This is a genomic window from Luteibacter sp., assembly GCF_036500425.1.
In the GTDB taxonomy this organism is placed as follows: domain Bacteria; phylum Pseudomonadota; class Gammaproteobacteria; order Xanthomonadales; family Rhodanobacteraceae; genus Luteibacter.
The window spans coordinates 30,504-49,250 of sequence record NZ_DASYCB010000016.1 but is presented as its reverse complement, the minus strand read 5'-3'; the positions used below and the strand labels follow the sequence as shown (position 1 = coordinate 49,250).

Sequence of the window (18,747 nt, the reverse complement as noted above, 5' to 3'; positions counted from 1 at the left end):
CCCGTCCTGACCGGGTGCCGTCATGCCCAGGCCAACGCGCCTCCTCTTTGCATCGGTGCTTTCCGTCGCCTGCGTCCTGGCCCATGCCCAGTCGGCCGACGACATGAACAAGGCCAACAACCCGCTCGCCCCGACCATCGGCCTCAACCTCCAGGATCAGTACGTCGGCAGCTACTACGGCCTGGACGACGTCGACTCGAACGCCTTTCTCCTGCGCGGCACGCTCCCGCACAAGGCGCTCGGCCTGCCGCAGATCTTCCGCTACACGCTGCCTGTCGCGACCTCCCCCAACATCGCACCCAAAGGGCGCACCACGAACATCGGCGACCTGAATGTCTTCGACGTCGCCGTGTTCAAGGCGGGCGGTGTGGAAATCGGCATCGGGCCGCAGCTGACCGTGCCGAGTGCCGGCAGCGATCGAACCGGTACCGGCAAGTGGCAGGCCGGTGTCGCGACGCTGGTCATCTCACCGAAGCCGTGGGGAATCATCGGTGGCCTGGTGACCTGGCAGCGCTCCTTCGCCGGCTCGCGCCGACGCGCCACGCAGAACAACCTGCAGGCACAGCCGCTCGTGATCTATAACCTCCCGCGCGGCTGGTACCTGCGCACGACGGCCACCTGGACGTGGGATCTCGAAGGCGGCACGCACTACATCCCCGTCGGCGTCGGCACCGGCAGGGTCTGGCGCGGCAAGGGTGGCGTCACCTACAACCTCTTCGCCGAGCCACAGTTCACGGTGGCGAGGCATGGCGACGGCGTGCCGCAATTCCAGCTGTTTTTCGGCCTGAACATGCAGTTCCCGATGTAAGACGCGCTCAGACCAGCATGCCCACCCGCAGGGCCTCGCGGCGCGAGTAGGTAATTTTGCTGAAGGCCGGTACGCACATCTGCGCTTCCGGCCGTGCCGCCGCGAGCCGGATGCTGCATGCGACATTCGCCGTGGAGAGCTCCTGTGGAAACTCGCCGGTTCGGAGCCTTGCTCCGCCACGCCGCCGTGCTACTGCTCACGCTGGCTGCCGCGTCGCTCGCGGCCCAGGACGCGGCACCCGCGGCAAAGACCTTCACGAAGGAACAGGTCGATCAGTTCATGGCGCCTGTGGCGCTGTATCCCGATGCCCTGCTCTCGCAGATCCTGATGGCGGCCACCTATCCGGCCGATGTGGCCGACGCTGCCACCTGGTCGAAGCAGAACCCGAAAGTGACGGGCGATGCGGCCGTGAAGCAGGTCGCCTCCAAGCCATGGGATCCCAGCGTGCAATCGCTCGTCGCGTTTCCGCAGGTGCTCGTGCAGATGAGTGCGCATCCGGACTGGGTGCGCAATGTGGGCGACGTCTTCCTCGCCCAGCCCGATGAGGTGATGGCTTCCGTGCAGCGCCTGCGCGCGCAGGCGCAGAAGGCGGGCAACCTGAAGTCGAACACGCAGCAGAAAGTCGTGGTGCAACAGGCCGCGCCGCAGACCACGGTAATCCAGATCGAGCCCGCCGACCCGCAGGTGGTCTACGTGCCGAGCTACAACCCGACCGTTGTCTACGGCACGTGGGCCTACCCTGCTTATCCCCCGCCGTACTGGCCACCACCGCCCGGCTACCAGTACCCGGTCGCCACCGGGCTCGCCGCGGGGCTCGCCTTCGGCACGGGCGTCGCCATCGCCAACTCGCTGTGGGGCGGCTTCGACTGGGGTCACAACGACGTCAACATCAACGTCAATCGCTACAACAATATCAACGTCAACAACCGCATCAGCGGCAACGGCAATATCAACTGGAACCACAACCCGGCCAACCGTCGCGGCACCCCGTATCGCGACCCCGCCACGCAGGCGCGGTTCAACCAGGGCCTGGGCGGCGCGCAACAGCGCCAGGCCTTCCGCGGACAGGACCCGGGCCGTGAAGCGAGCCGCCAGCAGGCGTTGCAGAGCTTCAACCGCTCCACTGGAGGCGGCGCCGCGCCGTCGCTGCAGCGAGGCGACGCCGGAAATCGCGGAGGCGCGGCACAAGCGAACCTGGCGAATCGCGGGGCGAACGCAGGCCACCTCCCGAACCGGCCCGACGCGCGCGGCGGCGATTTCGCCAACCGCCCGGGCGCGAACGGTGGCGGTGTACAGCGTCAGTCGATGGGTAACGACGCGCGCGCGAATGCGTTCTCCGGCGTGCGCTCCCCGGGCGATGCCGGCGCCGCCCGCCAGGGCGGCGAGGCCAGCCTGCGCGATATGGGCGGTTCACGCCCTAACGCGGGTGCCGCGCACCCCGTCAACCGTCAGGTGCCGGTCCATGCCGGCGGATTCCGCCGCCGCTAGGAGTTTGCAATGAACCTTCCGACCGCCAAGCGTGTTGCACGTACGCTTCTTGCCTCCTCCCTGCTGGCCAGCTTCACCGTGTGGTCGGCGGCCGGCACCTATCCCAGCGCGGAAGCCGCGGCGGATGCACTCGTTGCCGCACTGAAAGTCCACGATGATGCCGCGCTCGGCAAGGTGCTCGGCCCCGACTGGCGCACCTATATCCCGACCGAAGGCGTGCAGCGCGACGACGTCGATGCGTTCGTCGACGATTACGCCGCCAGCCACCGTGTCGTCACCGATGGCAGCGGCACCCACCTCACCGTGGGCCGCGCCGGCTGGCAGTTGCCCATTCCCCTGGTGAAAGACGCACAGGGCTGGCACTTCGATGTCGCCGCGGGCCACAACGAAATCATCGCCCGCCAGATCGGCCATAACGAGATGGATGTCGTGCAGGTGTTGCTGGCCTATTACGACGCGCAGCGCGAGTACGCCGCCAGTGTGCACGACAAGGACACGGTCCCGCATTACGCGGCGAAACTGCGCAGTACGCCCGGCCAGCACGATGGCCTGTACTGGGCGCCGCAGGAAGGTCAGCCGGAAAGTCCGCTGGGCCCGCGCCTCGCTGCCGACAAGGTCCAGGGCGACACGTACTTCGGCTACCACTACCGGATCCTGACCGCGCAAGGCGCCTCGGCGCCGGGCAGCGCGTACACCTACATGGCCGGTGGCGTCATGGCCAACGGCTTCGCGCTCGTCGCCTGGCCCGCGCGCTATGGCGAGAGTGGCGTGATGACGTTCGAGATCAGCCACGACGGCCTGGTCTTCCAGAAAGACCTCGGCAAGGACACCGCCACCGCGGTCGCCCACATCGAGCGTTTCGATCCGGACTCGAGCTGGACCGAAGTCCCGGTTTCCCCCTGAACTCCAAGGAGCACACCCATGATCTTGCGTCCGCTCGCCCTGACTGCGCTACTCGTCGCGCTGTGCGCACCGGCTTCCAGCCACGCCGCCGCGCCCTTCGACTGCACCATGCGCTTTGACCTCTCCTCCTGGGCCGTGCTGTACAAGCATTCCTCGGGTAACGGTACGGTGACCTGCAACGATGGCTCGACGCTGAAAGTGAAACTCACCGCGAACGGTGGTGGCCTGGCGCTGAGCAAGTCGACGATCAAAGGCGGCAAGGCCGACTTTTCCGGATTGCGTCGCATCGACGATGTACTCGGTACGTACGTCGCCGCGGATGCCGACACCGGCATCGTGAAACACGGCGACGCGCAGGTTCTGACCAAGGGCGAGGTGAACATGAGCCTTGCCGGCGCGGGCAAGGGCATGGGCCTCGGCGTGACGGTCGGTGGCTTCACGATCGCCCGTGAGCCGTAAGGGCGGGCGCGCCATGCACGCCCGGCCGCTCGACTATTCCTTCGAGATCACCACGATTCGCCACGTCGGCGATAACGACTCTACCTGTTTCACCGCCGACGCCGTCGTGCGTGACGCAGCGGGCAAGGAAGTGGCCCGCCTGCCCGGCAAGCGCATGCATAGCTACGTCGACGCCGCAGAGGATGACGCCGTGGACGCGGCACGCCAGGCGATCCGGCGCTTGCGCAAGGGTGAGCCCTGAACTTCGTGAGCGTTTGTAGGAGCGTGCTTGCACGCGATGGGTGCTCGCCGCGAGCACCCATCGCGTGCAAGCACGCTCCTACGACAGCGGGCATCAATCCGCCCGTGTCGTCTCGCTCAGCATCTTCAATGCATCATCGATCGTGAAGCTGTTCGGGCGCTGCACAGGCGGGAATTCCTTAAACGTCGCGGCCCACTTATCCATGATGTGCCATGCGCCGAAGATGATGTAGCCGTGGTAAACGACCCACTCCCAGTACGAGTTCGAGGTGATATCGGCGAACTCGTAGGGGTCCGTGCGCAGGTTATAGAGCTTAGGCAGGCGCAACCGGGTGAATGGCTCTGCCCATACCGCCATGGTGCCCTTGCAGCGCTGCTCCATGAACGAGATTTTCCAGTTGTCGAAGCGCAGACCAAGCACATCGCAGTCGTCGCTAAGGTACACGAACAGCTTACGCGGGCTGGGTGTCTTTGCATCGGTCAGGTGCCCCAGCAAACTAGCGCCGTCGATATGGTTATGGTAAGTGCGCCCGATCGCCTGGTAGCCCTTCTTCAGTTGCTCGACGGCCTCATCCGCCCCGGCCATCGCCGCGAAGGTCGGCAACCAGTCATGGTGCTGGACGATACCATTAGAGACCCTTCCGGCATCGATATGCCCCGGCCAGCGCACTACCAACGGCACCCGGAACGCACCCTCCCAGTTGGTGTTCTTCTCACTCCGGAACGGCGTGGTGCCGGCATCCGGCCAGCTGTTCCGGTGCGGGCCGTTATCGGTGGAGTACATGACGAACGTATCGTCGGCGATGCCGAGCTTGTCCAGGTAATCCAGCACCTCGCCGACATTGCGGTCGTGATCGATCATGGTGTCGTGGTATGCCGATTGCCAACGGCCTGACTGGCGCTCGCTCTCCGGCTTGGTGTGCGTGAACACATGCATGTGGGTGAAATTGAGCCAGATGAAGAACGGCGTTTCGTCATCGACCTGGCGCTTGATGAAATCCTTTGTGGCCGCCACGAACTCGTCATCGCAGGTTTCCATGCGTTTGACGTTAAGCGGCCCGGTATCTTTGATCTTCTGCTTGCCGACCTTGCCAAACCGCGGGTCCACGCTGGGGTCGTCCTTGTCGGTCGCCCACGAATGCACCACGCCGCGTGGCCGCACCGCCTTCACGAAATCCGGGAAATCCTTCTCCGGCCAGTAGTCGTACATCTCCGGCTCTTCCTCGGCATTCAGGTGGTAGAGGTTGCCGAAGAACTCGTCGAACCCGTGGTTGGTCGGCAGGTGCTCGTTGCGGTCACCGAGGTGGTTCTTGCCGAACTGCCCGGTGGCATAGCCCTGGTTCTTCAGCACCGCCGCGATGGTGATGAGCTTGTCCGACATGCCGACCGGCGCGGCAGGCACGCCCACCTTGGACAGGCCCGTGCGGTAGACGCTCTGCCCGGTGATGAACGAGGAGCGCCCGGCGGTGCACGACTGTTCACCATAGGAGTCGGTGAACAGCATCCCCTCGTTCGCCAGGCGGTCGATATGGGGTGTCTGGTAGCCCATCAGGCCGCGCGTGTAGCAACTCAGGTTCGATATGCCGATGTCGTCGCCCCAGATGACCAGGATGTTGGGCCGCTTGCCCGCCTTGGCGGACTTTTCTGGCGCGGGTTTCTTTGCCTTCTTGTCAGTAGCCATGTTGTCTCCAGCCGCTTTGCGGGCGCGTCGTCAGGGAGTCGGTGGACGCGCGGTCACCGACAGATCAAAGATGGCTTTCCAGTCGCCACGCATGCTGGCGACGCGGAAGTGATAACGGGCGGCGGCGGCGAGGGACTCCCCGCCCTTCTCCGCATACGCGAACTCGCGCGCGGCGTCGTCGTGGTTCACCAGCAGGGCGAACGAGGGGCCGCCACGATCCATGGCATAGCGCATCATCGAGACATCGCCGATGCCGCCCACGTTGCCCCCGACGAACACGGGACGCCTGCCGATGGCGCGCCATATCGCCGGCGGCTTGCCCTCGCGATCCACCACCTGGTCGACCTTGCCGGTATAAGCGAGGACGACGCGGCCGCCGCGTTCTTCGACATGCGTAGCGAGGGCACTGCCGATCACCCGGTCCGGCGGAATACCGAAGCTGTCCTTCGCGATGGCGCGGGTGTAGGCGATGGGTGAGCCGCTGCAGATCCATGTCTCGAAGCCGTTCGCTTCGAGGTAGCGCAGCAACTCCAGCATGGGTCGGTAAGCTAGGCGCACGTAGGGCACGCCGAAGCGCGAGTTCTGTGCGGTCCGCGCTTCGCGTGCCATGTCCGCCGCCACATCGTCCGTGTCGCGGCCATCGATCGCCGCCGCCATCACCTGCGCAAGGCCCGCTTCGCCCTGGGCTTGCAGCGCCGCGATATCGCCCTTGAGGAACGCCGCGACGCCCGGCTCGTTCGCGAGCGCGGGCCGCCGGGCCACCGCGGCCTTCACATCGGCCGCCAACGGCAGCACCGCCCCGGGCAAAGGCTTCTCGGTCATCAACGTGCCGTCCATGTCGAAGACGGCAAGCCGGTCGGCTGGTGCGATATAGCGGTCGCCACCTTCGGCGACGGCGTCGGAGACGAAGGCCGTGATCGCCACCTTGGTCGGTCCGTCGTTCCACGATGGAAGGGGATCCTTCGTGGGATCGACATGAGCGCGCCCTGCACTGGCGAGCATCACCAGTGCGACGAAGGTGGCGATCGAATGCCGTGGTTCCCACCGGTAAGTCAGCACGTCCCGATCCTTCAGCGAAGGCAGGGAATGATCTTGTGCAGGGGATGCCGCGCGCCCAAGCGTAGTCCCGCGCACACGTGCCTAGGTAAATTTACGACGCAGCACTAACTAGGTAGATCTACCCAGCGCGCACGGCGGCATTTGCGCTGTGCCATCCACGGGTTTCCCGCGAGGATGAGGGGAGCCGGAGGATGGCATGAGCACAGACCGATCGCAGAAGTACAGCTACGTCCCTGCCGCACTGGAAGGCGCACGGCCGGATGCCGCCGTGGAGCTCTCCGCACGGCGTACAGGCATGTCGTTCCAGCGCACGCGTATGAGCACCGATCGCACGCTGATGTCGATCATGCGCACCTCGATTTCGCTGATCAGCTTCGGCTTCACGATCGCGCAGTTCTTCGAGCGGCTGCGCAGCACGAAGTTGCTACCCGAAGGCAGCAGCGCGCCACGGCAGTTCGGCGTCGCGATGGTCATGCTGGGGGTGGTCATGCTGATCCTAGGGATCATCTACCACCTGCGCTACATGCGAACGCTGCGCAACGAGCGGCTGGCGATGACGCACGAGGGTCTGATCCATGGGGAAACACCCTATCCCGTGTCACTGACCCTGCTGGTTTCCGTGATCCTGCTGGCGATTGGCATCCTTGCCATCGTCAGCCTCGTCGGACACGTGGGGCCATTCGGCTAGCGCAGGACGCCATCGGCCTTGAGCTTCGGGATCAGGGTCTTCGCGAGCGCTTCCTCAGCGTTCTCCTCGGGGTAGTGGGATCAGGGCCGGCTACCGTGGTCGCGGATCAGCCCCATGCGGATGGCCTCGCGCACGAGAGCCACGCCACTATGCACGTTGAACAGATCGAGCAGGGCCTGGCGGTGGCTCTCCACCGTGCGTACGGAAATCCCGAGCTCCACGGCGATCTCCGTGGCGCGCAGGCCTCGGGCCATGCGCTCGAGCACTTCGCGCTGACGGCGCGTAAGCCGATGCACCGGCGGCGGCGCGTTCACGAGTGCGGCCATCAGGCCGGGGCTCACGTAACGACGGCCCTCCACCACGTCGCGCAACGCATCGAGCAACTCGCCGCGGGGCGAGTGCTTCAGTACATACGCCCACGCACCCGCTTGCATCGCTTCCTGCACCACCAGCGGCTCGTCGTGCCCGGAGAGCACGATGAAGCGGATGTCGTCGCGACGCGCGGCCAGGCGGCGGAGCGGATCGAGCCCCGGCATATCGGGCAGGTCGATGTCACCCACGATGAGCATGCCGGCCTCCGCCCGTTCGAACAGCGTGGCGGCGGAATGCACCAGCGTGGTCGAGCGGACGCACGGCGCCAGCAACGCGGCCACGCCTTCCGCAACGACGCGGTGGTGGTCGGCCACCACCACATCGACCGCTAACACCGCGTCGTCCGGGGCGTGCATGGGCCGCTACAGCGCGAACGATACGTTGAGCACGAGCGGCTCGCCCTTCAACCGGTTCGATACATGAAACTCCTTCACCCAGCGCAGGGTGAAGTCGATGCTGCTGTCCTTGCTAAAGGTCTTCTTGAAATCGATGGCCGGACCCGCGCCCAGCGCATGACCCTTGAAGCCGCCGAGCCGGTCGGCCGTGGGGCCTTTGTCATCGGAGAGCTGCTGGATCCAGCCGACCACTGCGCCGAAGCCCCAGCCGCTCGGCGTCCGCTTCATCGCCAGCAGGTCGAGATGGAACACCGGGGCGTTCTTGTAATCCGTCGCCTTATTCCGTGTGTAGAAATCCACACCGACGAGGCCGCTGAATTCGAACGTACCGCGATCGAACAGGTGCGTGTAGCCCACCGCGGGGGTGAACGTCCAGTTGTTGAGGCTAAGGTTCGCCAGGCGTCCCGTCTCGTAGCGCGCCGTCGGGGCGTAGACGTAGACACCACCCGACCAGTGCTCGACCTCACTCACGTGATAGCTGGCGATGACTGGTGCGAAATACAGGTCGAACAGGCCGGACGCGCGATCGTTCAACTGCCCCTTGCGCTGCCCGATCGTCACCGCCGCACTGACGTCCGGGCGGATGTACGGCACGGTGAACATGCTGGCGAAGTTCCAGCGGCCCGTCCCCGTATCCCAGATGTACGCGAACGTGCCCGCGAACAGGTCGACGTTCGCACGAACATCCAGTGCGGCCAGGCCACCGATCGGGACTTCACGGTTACCGCCGATATTGCCGGAGTAATTGACGAAGCTGACCGCCACGTGCAATCCCGGGTCGGGTGGCACGATCGCCGCGTAAGGCGTGATCTGCGCTCCGGTGATCGAGCGCCCCATGGCGCCCTCGGTGGCCAGGCCGGCGGTGGGGAGGCAGGCGGCTAGCAGGGCGCAGGCAGAAAGGCGTTTCATGCTGGCATCCGCTTTCATGAAGGGCCTGCCTAGAGTGCGTGCGGCACGGCGGCGGCTTAAGCGAAAGACCACTCACGCGCCGTAGGTAAATCTACCGGCTACAGTCCGGGCCGCAGCAGCGAACCGAAGGTGAGATACACCGCGGTGTGCCCGCCCGCCGCGTGGCCCACGCCGAGGAACACCGGCCCCAGCGGCGACTGCACGCCGGCGAAGATGCTGCCTGCGTAGATCAGCGAATCCAGCCGCACGTCGTTCTTGCTGCGCCAGGTATTGCCGGCCTCCAGGCTCATACCGATGAAGATGGGCGTGGAGAACAACGCGTCGAGGTTGCCCGTGCGCCGATACAGCACCGCACGACCCAGCGCGGATTGCGTGCCGTACAACGAGCGCTCGCCATAGCCCGAGAGGTTGAGGAAGCCGCCCAGGAAGGTTTGTGATTCGAAGAAGTTCGTGTTGTCCAGCGCGCTGGACGCGCGCATGCCAAGCAACAGGTGGTAGCGCCCCGTGCTCAGGCCCCAATCGGGGACCCAGTCCGCCACCAGGCGGGCGACGTCGCCGCTGACCTTGCCACCGAGGAAGGTGCGGAAGCTGATGTAGTCGAAGTTGACGTGGCTTCCCCGCGTGGGGAACTGCGCATTGTCCAGGCTATCCCAGTCGAGCCCCAGCCCAAGCGCCGAGTATTCCGAGGTCCCGTTCGGGAAGGTCGAGGGCGACCCCACCCGCAGGTCGCCGGTGTCCCTGCCGCGCACCAATGAGGTGGAGATGCGCCAATACGAGGCTGGCGTCCAGCCGATCTCGACACCCGCGTTCCGGCGCCGGATCCGGTACTCGGCCAGTTCCTGCTCACCCTTGCCGTCGAACACCGGCACATCCTCGTTGCGCACGACGGCCGTGGGCATCACGTAGACCGTCGAGCCCTCACCGAACGGCTGGTAAAACTCGGAACGGATGCCGCCGATGCGGCCACTCCACAACGTGTTGCGCCATTCCCCGCCGCTCTGGTTGAGGTTGGTCGCGGTGATCTCGGCCGAGATCAGGTACTCGCTGCGGCCGTTGAAATCGTCATCAAGCTGGAAACCCATCTTCCCGTAGATCGGTCCCCAGCTCTTGTCGACTGGTGTCAGCCGGATGCCGTGATCGCCATCGCGCTCGACCAGGTGGTAGTCCACCTGCTGGTAGCTACCCTGCCCGTAGATCGTGCCGATGCGCGCTTCCACGTCCTTCGCGTCGAAGGGCTTGCCCACTTCGGGCTGCAGCTGACGGCCGGCGAAGGTAGCGGTATGCGTCTGCTTCGCGTCGACATCGATGAAGGCAACCAGCTTCGGATCGAAGTCGCGCTGGCGGTGGCCGGCCACGTAGGCCTGCCATGCCTCCGGTGTCGCGGTAAGCGCGCGCAGGCGTGGCAACGCCGCTTCTGCCGCGGCGCGGCCAATGGCAATGGCCTCGTTGGCCCGGTTGAACTCACCCGCACCCAGCTTGCCTAGCGCGGGCTTGATCAGGATGTCCTGGTCGGAAAGCGCCTTGAGCTGTCGATCCGTCTTCTCCGCCATGAGCGCGCTGACCATCTGGTTGAGCAACGCCACGGGGTTGCTGAGCTGTGCTTCGTCGGCGAGGGGCGAACCGACGTCGACCACGATCAACCGGTCCGCACCCATCTCGCGGACCACGTCGATCGGCACGTTGTCCATCAGGCCACCATCGACCAACAGCTTGCCGTCGACATTGGTGGGCGCGAACGCGCCGGGCACCGACATGCTGGAACGGATGGCCAGCGGCAGGTCGCCGCTCGCGAAGACCACCGGCTTGCCGACGACGATATCGGTGGCGACTGCACGGAACGGGACAGGCAGGTCGTTGAAGTCATGCACGTCCCAGGTGGACACGAGCAGCCGGCGCAACAGCAGGAGGAGTTTCTGGCCCTGCACGACGCCGGCCGGGGTGACGATGTGCCCGTTCTTGTAACCCACCTCGAAATTCAGCAGATAGCGATAATCGGCATCCTTGCGCCGCATGGGCTCTTCGGCGCGGTCAGGGTCGTCAGAAAACAGGTCCTTCCAGTCGAGCGCGCCGATCACAGTTGCCATTTCGTCGGCGGTGTAACCGGAGGCATAAAGGCCGCCGACGATCGAGCCCATGCTGGTCCCCGCGACCTTGCACACGGGAATGTGCTCACGCTCGAGCACCTGGATCACACCGATGTGTGCGGCGCCACGGGCACCGCCACCGCCCAGCACGAGGCCGATGCACGGCGAGGGTTGCGTAGGTGCCGCGCTGGCCATCACGGATGTGAAGGCCAGCAGCGCCATGACAGCTTTCCAGCTCTTGCGCATGCCCGCCGCCTCGTCACCGGTGTTCAGCGGAGTGTCCGCCGAGTCACATGCGCGGGGCAGCGAAGAACAAACTACGTGAAGTACGCATATTTACTTAGAGAAAACTGAGAGATAGAGCGGTATTGTCCGTATTCGGGCGCAGGCGAAGCCCGTAAGATCAATGACGCCAGTGCAGGGGGCGAGCCAGAAAACCACCGATGGATACACGCCGTACCGGCGTGTCGGGAGCACGGTGATGGGAGCTCAGCCAACAAGGGATCACCGGACCGCCACCTGGTGTGCAGGTACCTGCGCCGGGGTCGTTGCCGCGCAACTCGTATCGAGCAGTCTGTGGAGTCATCAGAACGGTTCCCACGTCATCTGGTTCCCAGGTGCGGTCCTGCTTGCCGTGTTGTTGGCCAATCCACGCAGGACATGGTTCCCACTGCTTGCCTGCGGCTACGCGGGTTTGGTCGGAGCCCTGGTAGCGCTGGGTCTCCCGGTCGCCGATATCGCGCTGCTCGCACTGCCTACGGTGTTGCTGGTGCCGTGTGCCGCATGGTGCATCCGGCGCATGCCGCGTCGTGCACACGCGCTGCAGGACTTTCGCGTGCTCGTGATCTTCGTCCTGCTCGGCGTGGTCGCGCTTCCCCTCGTGTCGATCGCCGTCACAGCCGTGCTCAGCCTCGCGACGAGCCTTCGCGGGGAACTGCTCACGTGGTGGGTCAACCTCGCGATGGCGAACGCGCTGGGCCACGCCTTGTTCCTTCCGGCCTAGAGCAGCCTGCGCGCGCACGACTCCGCGCTACGCAGCGCCGGCGGCGTCGATCCCGGCTTTGTCGTCCTCATGGTCCTGGCGCTCGTTTTGCTCACGATCCTTTGGTACGCGTATGGAGACCGCCTTGAGTACCGGCCGCTGCTCTGCCTGGCCCCGGCACCCATCGCGATCGCCGCGGTGCTCACGGCGCAGATGACCGGAAGCTCGGTGACCATGTTCGCCATCGCGGTGATCGCCGCGCACCTCACCTCGAAGGGCTATGGCCCGTTCACGGCGATGACGGCCCAGGACACCACGCTGGCACTTCAGGTGTGGACGCTGCTCGCTGCCATCTCCGCGCTCGTGGTCGCCGTGGTGGTCGAGCAACGCGCGTCGGGCCGCCGCCAGCTGGTGGCGGCGCATGGCGAGCTACGCGAGCTCGCGGGCCGGCTCATCGCCACGCAGGAACAGGAACGCGGCCGTCTCGCGCGTGATCTCCATGACGACATCAACCAGCGGCTGGCCGCGGCGTCGATCGACCTGTCCACGCTGCGCAAGCGGCTCTCCGCCGAATTCCGTGACGATGTCACCGGCCTGCAGGACCGCATCGTCGCCCTCTCGGACGACGTGCGCCAGCTATCCCACCAGCTGCATCCGAGCTGCCTCCAGCATGCCGGGCTACGTGGCGCCCTGGAGAACCTTTGCCGTCATCCGCCAGGTCACGCGTGGCCGCGCGTACGGCTGCTCGCGGACCGCGACGTTGACACGCTATGCCCGGAAGTCGCGCTATGTTTCTACCGGGTCGCGCAGGAGGCGCTGGCGAACGCCGTGCGACATGCTGACGCGGGAGAAATCAGGCTGACCGCCCTGGTGGAGGACGGCATCGCGACGTTGCGCATCGTTGACGATGGCAAGGGCATCGACCTGCCCGCCTGCCTTGGGGCACGTGTTGGCATCGGCATTACAAGCATGCATGAACGAGCGAAGCTGCTGGGGGGCAGCTTCACCATCCGCAGTACCCCAGGCAAGGGAGTGGACGTATGTATCCGGATACCGACGACACCGACGTGATGTGCGCCACGCGTCCACGCGTGGTTTTCGCCGATGACCACCGCATGGTGGCCGAGGGCATCACCCGCCTGCTCGACGAACGGTTCGAATTGGCGGCACTGGCCCAGGATGGTCATGCCCTGCTCGCCCACGTGCGCACGCATACGCCCGACCTCGTGCTGTCCGATATCAACATGCCGGGCTGCAACGGACTCGATGTCCTGAAGGTCCTGCGGGCGGAAGGCAACCGCGTGCCCTTCGTGTTCCTCACGATGCATGCGGAGCCCGCCCTCGCGGCCACGGCTATGCGCTCCGGCGCCAACGGGTACGTCCTCAAGCTCTCCGCCGGTGAAGAATTGCTGGTCGCGCTGGAGCAGGTCCTGGAAGGACGCAGCTACGTCACGCCATCGCTGGGTGCCCGTTACCTTCGAGGCCACCTGGGCGACCTGCACGAACTGACGCCCAAGCAGCGCGAAGTACTGCGCCTGGTCGGCACCGGGCTGCGCTCGAAGCAGATCGCCGCGCAACTCGGCCTCTCCGTCCGCACGGTCGAAGCGCACAAGTACACGATCATGCAGATCCTCGACGTGCACAGCACCCTCGAACTGGTCCGCCGCTCGGAAGAACTCGGCCTGTTCTTCTGACCGTGCCGCATGGGGCTCACCCTGCCCCCGCAGGAGCGCGCTTGCGCGCGACACCCAATCGCCCAAACGTAGATATACGCACCACCCGTCACGTGCCTTTACGCTGTCCCTGCATCGCCGCCAGCGCGAAAGTCCCCCCATGGACGCCACACTGCCCACCGCACGCCGGCCGTCGCTGGTCCTGGCCGAAGACCATCCGCAGATGGCGCGGGAAATCGCGCGCCTGCTTGATGAGGACTTCGACGTGTTGGCTGCGGTCACCGACGGCGCATCCCTTCTCACCTATGCCATGCGCCTGCGCCCCGACATCGTGGTCACCGATATCGGCATGCCCGGCATGGACGGCATCGACGCCGCGGAACGGCTCGCCCGCGCGCTGCCCGGGCTGCCCGTGGTGTTCGTCAGCATCCACAACGATCCGGAAATCATCCGGCGAGCGCTCACCGTAGGCCGCGGCTTCGTCGTAAAAACCGCCGTCGGCGACGAACTGGTCGATGCGATACACGCCGCCCTGCGCGGCGAATCCTTCATCTCCCCCCGCACCCCCCGGTAAAACTACGGCACGCAAACCAGTAATTGCCCCGAAGCTCCCACCCCTTCCACACAGGACCATGTGGGAGCGCGCTCGCGCGTGATGCTCTCCTCGCCAGATGCCGGCCCCCTCCGAGAAAGGCGCTCATGCTCCCGGAAGACACCGTCCTCAGCTGGATCCGCTACGCCGCCCTCGGTATCGAAGCCATGGCGACCCTGCTGATCCTCGTCGCGATCACCGGCGCCACCGCCAAGTACCTCATCGGCGTGGCCACTGCGCTGCACGAGCAACCCGTGCATTACCTGCGCTACAAGCGCAGTCTCGGCCGTGCCTTGCTGCTCTGCCTCGAGATCCTCGTCGCGGCGGACATCGTCCGCACCATCGCACTCGACACCACGCTGGTCAGCGTCATCTCGCTCGGCCTGCTCGTGATCATCCGTACGTTCCTGAGCTGGTCACTCGTCCTTGAAGTCGAAGGCCGCTGGCCATGGCGCGCGGAACGCCCCGCCGACGCCGCCGCGCCACCCCTACCCTGAGATGCACCGATGACCTGTATCGACACGCCCGTCACAGCGCGTTCCGGCATGGTTCGCCTCGTCGGCGGCCTGTTCCGGATGGGCTGCGAGCACTTCTACCCCGAGGAAAAGCCGGTACATCGTGTGCGCGTGGATGCTTTCTGGATTGACCGCGCGCCGGTCACGAACGCCGACTTCGCGCGCTTCGTCGCGGCCACCGGCCATGTGACGGCGGCCGAAGTCATGCCACGCGCCGAGGACTACCCTGGCGCGTTGCCTGAGATGCTGCGTCCCGGTTCGCTCGTCTTCATGCAACCCGATGGTCCGGTACCGATGGAACTGGGCTACTGGTGGAACTTCGTCTTCGACGCGGACTGGCGTCATCCCGCCGGGCCCGACAGCGATCTCGAAGGCCTCGAGCAACATCCCGTGGTCCATGTGGCAGCGGCAGACGCCGAGGCGTATGCCACATGGGTAGGCAAGCGCCTCCCGACGGAAGCCGAATGGGAATACGCCGCACGCGGTGGCCTGGACGGCGCGGACTACGCCTGGGGCGAGTTCCTCGCACCCATGGGCCACCACCTCGCGAACTACTGGCAAGGCCGCTTTCCGTACGAGAACACGCTCGAGGACGGTTTTGCCCGGACCTCACCCGTCGGCCATTTCGCACCCAACGGCTATGGCCTCGTCGACATGATCGGTAACACGTGGGAATGGACCTCGGACTGGTACCGCGCGGCACACACCGCCGATGCCGCGAAGACCTGCTGCGTACCCAGCAATCCGCGTGGCGGCGACCGCGACACCAGCGCCGACATCCACGACCTGGCGCGGGTGCCCCGCCGCGTGCTCAAAGGCGGCTCACACCTGTGCGCAAGGAACTACTGCCAACGCTACCGCCCCGCCGCACGCTACCCCCACCCCGTCGACACCTCAACCAGCCATATAGGCTTCCGCTGCGTAGCATCGGACATCCCATCGACCTGAATAACGCAGCCGGCTCTTGTAGGAGCGCGCTTGCGCGCGATCCTACAAAGCCAAACTAAACCACCCGCGCCAACCCCGCCCCCTGCACCAGCCCCACCATAATCTGCAACGCCAACGCCACCTGCAAAATCCCCAACACCGCTCCCAGCACCTGCAACGGCAACGGCGTAATCCAGCGCATGATCGCGTGCGCAAACAGCATAGTCAGCAGGTTCAGCACCATCACCAGCAACACCATCGCCAGGATGCCCACCATCCGTGAACCATCGGCACTCATCACCATTAACGTGATCACGGTGGCGACGCCATAAGGCGTAACCACGACCGGAAACACCAGACGCATCACCGGCGTAGCCGGCACGGGAGCCGGCGACGCCGCCAGCGGCTCGGCATACTGCGCCAGCACCATCCGCAGCGCGACCAGGAAGAACACGATGGCCCCTGCGAACTCCATGACCCCGGGCGTGATATCCCAGTTACGCATCAACCGGGCGCCTACGTAGCCGCCGACCAGGACGGCGATGGTGGCGATCAGCGTTACCTTCCACGGAATACCCCGCCGCTCCGCATCAGGGATCGCATGGGTAATCGCCACGTACGGCCCCAGCACTTTCAAGGGCCCGAGCATGATAAAGAAGAACAGGAAGACCTTCGCCAGACCGAGCGTGTAGGTGTGTTCGACAGGCATGGCCGGCTCCGCATCGGTTGCACATACCGCGAGCATGGCCGCCCGTCCCAGACGGGACCACCGAAGGAAGGAGCAGGTCCGGGGCAGTACTTCTGCTTAGTCGCCGGGGAAAATAGTCGCCTGTAGGAGCGCGCTTGCGCGCGATCGCGCGCAAGCGCGCTCCTACAACTTACGTGAGTGGCGGGAAGGCCGTGATGCGCAGCTTGGCTCCGGCGTACGGGACCAGCTTGAGGGTTGTTTCAGGTTCGGCGGTAGCCACTGCTTTCTCCGGCACGGGGTCGGCAGCGCCCTCTTCCGCTTTCCACGCGACGGGCCGGCCGCGGACGGTGAGGGTCACCGCTGGCGATGCGCCAGCGAAGGGACGCGCGCCGATCGGGTGCTCTTCCGCTTTCGCTTCCAGACCCACGCCATAGTTCCACGGCGTGGTCGGGTACACCTGCCAGTCGTTAGTGAGTCCACGCGGACGCCACTTCACCCAGGCTTCGCCAATAGGCAGCGAGAACACCAGCGGGCCGCGGAGGAAGGTCACTGCGTTGTTGTAACCACGCTCGGTGACGACTTCGGCCGGGAACGACAGGCCGATGCGATCACCTGGCTTCCAGGTGCGCTCGATCGTGTGGAAGCCGGCTTCGGCCTTTACGGCCACCGCCGCACCGTTCACCGTTACGACGGGCTTCTTGCACCACGCAGGAATCCGCACGCGCAACGGGAAAGCGACGGCCTGCGCCGGCTTCACCATGATGGCGATATCACCGCGGAACGGATAATCCGTAACCTGCTCGATCGCGACCGGAACATCACGCACCACCGTCGAGACGTTACACGGTGCATACACCGTCGCGGCAAGACCACGATCGCTCGTCGCCATCCACAGCGAGGCGGTGAGCTTCGGCCAGCCTTGATGGAAGTTCGCCGTGCAGCAGCCGAAATGCGGATCGAGGCCGAAGATGTTGGCTTCCGGACCGTTCGTCGTCCACGGCCGCCGGTGCAGGCTGACCTCCACCTGGTTCGGCTGCTGGTCGTACTGGTGCGCCCACATATCGTCGGTGAAGGTGCCCGGCAACGCGTTGTAGGCGATGCGTTCGATACGATCGCCGAGCGCCGCGTCGCCCGTGATGGCGAGCGACATCTCCAGCGAGTACATCGCTTCGACCACCGTGCACAGTTCGACGCCTTGTGACGGGCTGCGCCCGGCGAGATGTTCATCGCAGGAGAACATGCCGTTCGGCAGTCCGTGGTAAGTGTCGAGCATGTTCAGCTGGTGATGGATCGCGGCGCGGTCATCCGCGCTTCGCGATACCAGTGACCACACCGGTGAAGCCTTCAGCGCCTGGCCGTTGTTCACGCCGTGCACCTGCAGGCCGTCGTCGACCATGAACACGTCGCCGCCGCTCTTCATCTTCGCTTCGAGCGCCTTCACATCCACCTTCTCCTTGAACGAGAAGTTGGCGAACATGCCCTGCCAGTCGTAGCCCTGCTTCTTCAGCAGGTGCGCCAGCTCAATCAGCTTCGAATCCTGCGTGTGCGTGTACAGCCACAGCACCACGGCCACTTCATCCTGCCAGCGCATACGGCCCCAGTCGCGCAGCGGGCGCTCAGGCATGGCCTGGAGCTGGTAGTGGAAATAGTTCGTCATAAACGGGATGACCCGCGCATCGCCGGTGAGCTCCTGGTACTGCGCCAGCACCTTGAGCATCACCATGCGCGGCCACCAGTCGTCGTTGCTGCGGGGGCCGAACATGCCGTTGGGCTGCGCGCTGCCGAGCGTCCAGTCGATGAAGCGCTGCGCCTTGGCTTTCAGCGGCGCCGAGTCGAGTTGCCACGCGAGCGGCAGCAAGCCATCGAGGAAATACGGGCCACGCTCCCAGGATTCGCCCTTGCCGCCAAGCCAGCCGCTCTCGGGACCGAGGTCGGGCCAGGTTTCGTCGACATGGCCGCCCAGACCATCGGCCTGGATCTGAAGCTGGCGGAGAAGCCACCCGGCGGGCGCGATCGAGCCAGCGGGCAGGAGCTGGAGCGGCTGCGGCGCCAGCGGTGCAGGCGGGAACCGCGGCGCAGCGGGGGCCGCCTTGGGGGAGGCGGAGGCGGAGGCGGTGGCGGAAGCCGATGCAGCAGAGCCGACCGCGGCACCTGTGGCAGCCGCGGCGCCCAGCGGCACGAAGCCCGCCAACGTACCCATGGCGGAAGCGCGCAGAAATGCACGGCGGCTCGTAACGGTGTCACCCATCGATCGACGTCCCCGTGGTGGTCCGGTCATCGATAC

At 65.6% G+C, this 18,747-nt stretch carries 19 protein-coding genes; 12 read left to right on the top strand and 7 right to left on the bottom strand.

Features of this window, described 5'->3' with window-relative positions:
- The first annotated feature begins 22 nt into the window (after positions 1–22).
- The 5 genes from VGN46_RS03460 to VGN46_RS03440 all read left to right on the top strand — a co-directional run bounded on the left by VGN46_RS03460 (position 23) and on the right by VGN46_RS03440 (position 3,899).
- Complete coding sequence (locus tag VGN46_RS03460) at positions 23–808, top strand: hypothetical protein (RefSeq protein WP_331640661.1); 786 nt, start codon at positions 23–25, stop codon at positions 806–808.
- A 144-nt stretch (positions 809–952) separates the two neighbouring features.
- A complete protein-coding gene (locus VGN46_RS03455; protein ID WP_331640660.1) occupies positions 953–2,296 on the top strand; it encodes a DUF3300 domain-containing protein in 1,344 nt (447 codons plus the stop codon).
- Positions 2,297–2,305: 9 nt separating this feature from the next.
- Complete coding sequence (locus VGN46_RS03450) at positions 2,306–3,199, top strand: DUF2950 domain-containing protein (RefSeq protein ID WP_331640658.1); 894 nt, start codon at positions 2,306–2,308, stop codon at positions 3,197–3,199.
- Positions 3,200–3,217: 18 nt separating this feature from the next.
- On the top strand, positions 3,218–3,658 hold the full coding sequence (locus VGN46_RS03445; RefSeq protein WP_331640656.1) for a hypothetical protein: 441 nt from the start codon (positions 3,218–3,220) through the stop codon (positions 3,656–3,658).
- Positions 3,648–3,899, top strand: coding sequence for a hypothetical protein (locus tag VGN46_RS03440; RefSeq protein ID WP_331640654.1), 252 nt, complete (start codon positions 3,648–3,650; stop codon positions 3,897–3,899). Before VGN46_RS03445 ends, VGN46_RS03440 begins: the two co-directional genes overlap by 11 nt.
- Positions 3,900–3,992: 93 nt before the next feature.
- Here VGN46_RS03440 and VGN46_RS03435 read toward each other — a convergent pair whose 3' ends face one another.
- Both VGN46_RS03435 and VGN46_RS03430 read right to left on the bottom strand, forming a co-directional pair.
- Positions 3,993–5,579: an arylsulfatase gene (locus tag VGN46_RS03435; protein WP_331640652.1), complete on the bottom strand. Its 1,587-nt coding sequence runs from the start codon at positions 5,577–5,579 to the stop codon at positions 3,993–3,995.
- Positions 5,580–5,609: 30 nt separating this feature from the next.
- A complete protein-coding gene (locus tag VGN46_RS03430; RefSeq protein ID WP_331640650.1) occupies positions 5,610–6,638 on the bottom strand; it encodes an HAD family hydrolase in 1,029 nt (342 codons plus the stop codon).
- Positions 6,639–6,834: 196 nt separating this feature from the next.
- Between VGN46_RS03430 and VGN46_RS03425 the strand changes: the two genes are divergently transcribed.
- Entirely contained in the window at positions 6,835–7,326 is a 492-nt protein-coding gene (locus VGN46_RS03425; RefSeq protein ID WP_331640648.1) for a DUF202 domain-containing protein, read from the top strand.
- An 80-nt stretch (positions 7,327–7,406) separates the two neighbouring features.
- Here VGN46_RS03425 and VGN46_RS03420 read toward each other — a convergent pair whose 3' ends face one another.
- The 3 genes from VGN46_RS03420 to VGN46_RS03410 form a co-directional block, all read right to left on the bottom strand.
- Entirely contained in the window at positions 7,407–8,054 is a 648-nt protein-coding gene (locus tag VGN46_RS03420; protein WP_331640646.1) for a response regulator transcription factor, read from the bottom strand.
- Between the two features lie 6 nt (positions 8,055–8,060).
- Positions 8,061–9,002, bottom strand: a complete 942-nt coding sequence (locus tag VGN46_RS03415; RefSeq protein WP_331640644.1) for a SphA family protein — start codon at positions 9,000–9,002, stop codon at positions 8,061–8,063.
- A gap of 98 nt (positions 9,003–9,100) precedes the next feature.
- Positions 9,101–11,332 carry a patatin-like phospholipase family protein gene (locus VGN46_RS03410; RefSeq protein ID WP_331640641.1) on the bottom strand — a complete coding sequence of 744 codons (2,232 nt, stop codon included), beginning with the start codon at positions 11,330–11,332 and terminating at the stop codon, positions 9,101–9,103.
- 235 nt (positions 11,333–11,567) lie between these two features.
- On the opposite strand from VGN46_RS03410, the gene VGN46_RS03405 reads away from it, so the two are divergent.
- From VGN46_RS03405 to VGN46_RS03380, 6 genes are all read left to right on the top strand, one after another.
- Complete coding sequence (locus VGN46_RS03405; RefSeq protein WP_331640639.1) at positions 11,568–12,089, top strand: MASE1 domain-containing protein; 522 nt, start codon at positions 11,568–11,570, stop codon at positions 12,087–12,089.
- An 87-nt stretch (positions 12,090–12,176) separates the two neighbouring features.
- On the top strand, positions 12,177–13,139 hold the full coding sequence (locus tag VGN46_RS03400) for a sensor histidine kinase (RefSeq protein ID WP_331640637.1): 963 nt from the start codon (positions 12,177–12,179) through the stop codon (positions 13,137–13,139).
- On the top strand, positions 13,109–13,762 hold the full coding sequence (locus VGN46_RS03395; RefSeq protein ID WP_331640635.1) for a response regulator transcription factor: 654 nt from the start codon (positions 13,109–13,111) through the stop codon (positions 13,760–13,762). Before VGN46_RS03400 ends, VGN46_RS03395 begins: the two co-directional genes overlap by 31 nt.
- Before the next feature lie 139 nt (positions 13,763–13,901).
- Entirely contained in the window at positions 13,902–14,315 is a 414-nt protein-coding gene (locus tag VGN46_RS03390; RefSeq protein WP_331640633.1) for a response regulator transcription factor, read from the top strand.
- A 125-nt stretch (positions 14,316–14,440) separates the two neighbouring features.
- The gene (locus VGN46_RS03385; RefSeq protein ID WP_331640630.1) at positions 14,441–14,830 is read left to right on the top strand and encodes a DUF1622 domain-containing protein; all 390 of its coding nucleotides are present in this window, start codon (positions 14,441–14,443) and stop codon (positions 14,828–14,830) included.
- 9 nt (positions 14,831–14,839) lie between these two features.
- On the top strand, positions 14,840–15,796 hold the full coding sequence (locus VGN46_RS03380) for a formylglycine-generating enzyme family protein (protein WP_331640628.1): 957 nt from the start codon (positions 14,840–14,842) through the stop codon (positions 15,794–15,796).
- Between the two features lie 55 nt (positions 15,797–15,851).
- Here the strand turns inward: VGN46_RS03380 and VGN46_RS03375 are convergent, their stop codons facing one another.
- Both VGN46_RS03375 and VGN46_RS03370 read right to left on the bottom strand, forming a co-directional pair.
- The gene (locus tag VGN46_RS03375) at positions 15,852–16,484 is read right to left on the bottom strand and encodes a MarC family protein (protein WP_331640626.1); all 633 of its coding nucleotides are present in this window, start codon (positions 16,482–16,484) and stop codon (positions 15,852–15,854) included.
- A gap of 169 nt (positions 16,485–16,653) precedes the next feature.
- A complete protein-coding gene (locus tag VGN46_RS03370) occupies positions 16,654–18,711 on the bottom strand; it encodes a hypothetical protein (protein WP_331640624.1) in 2,058 nt (685 codons plus the stop codon).
- Positions 18,712–18,747 lie beyond the last annotated feature (36 nt).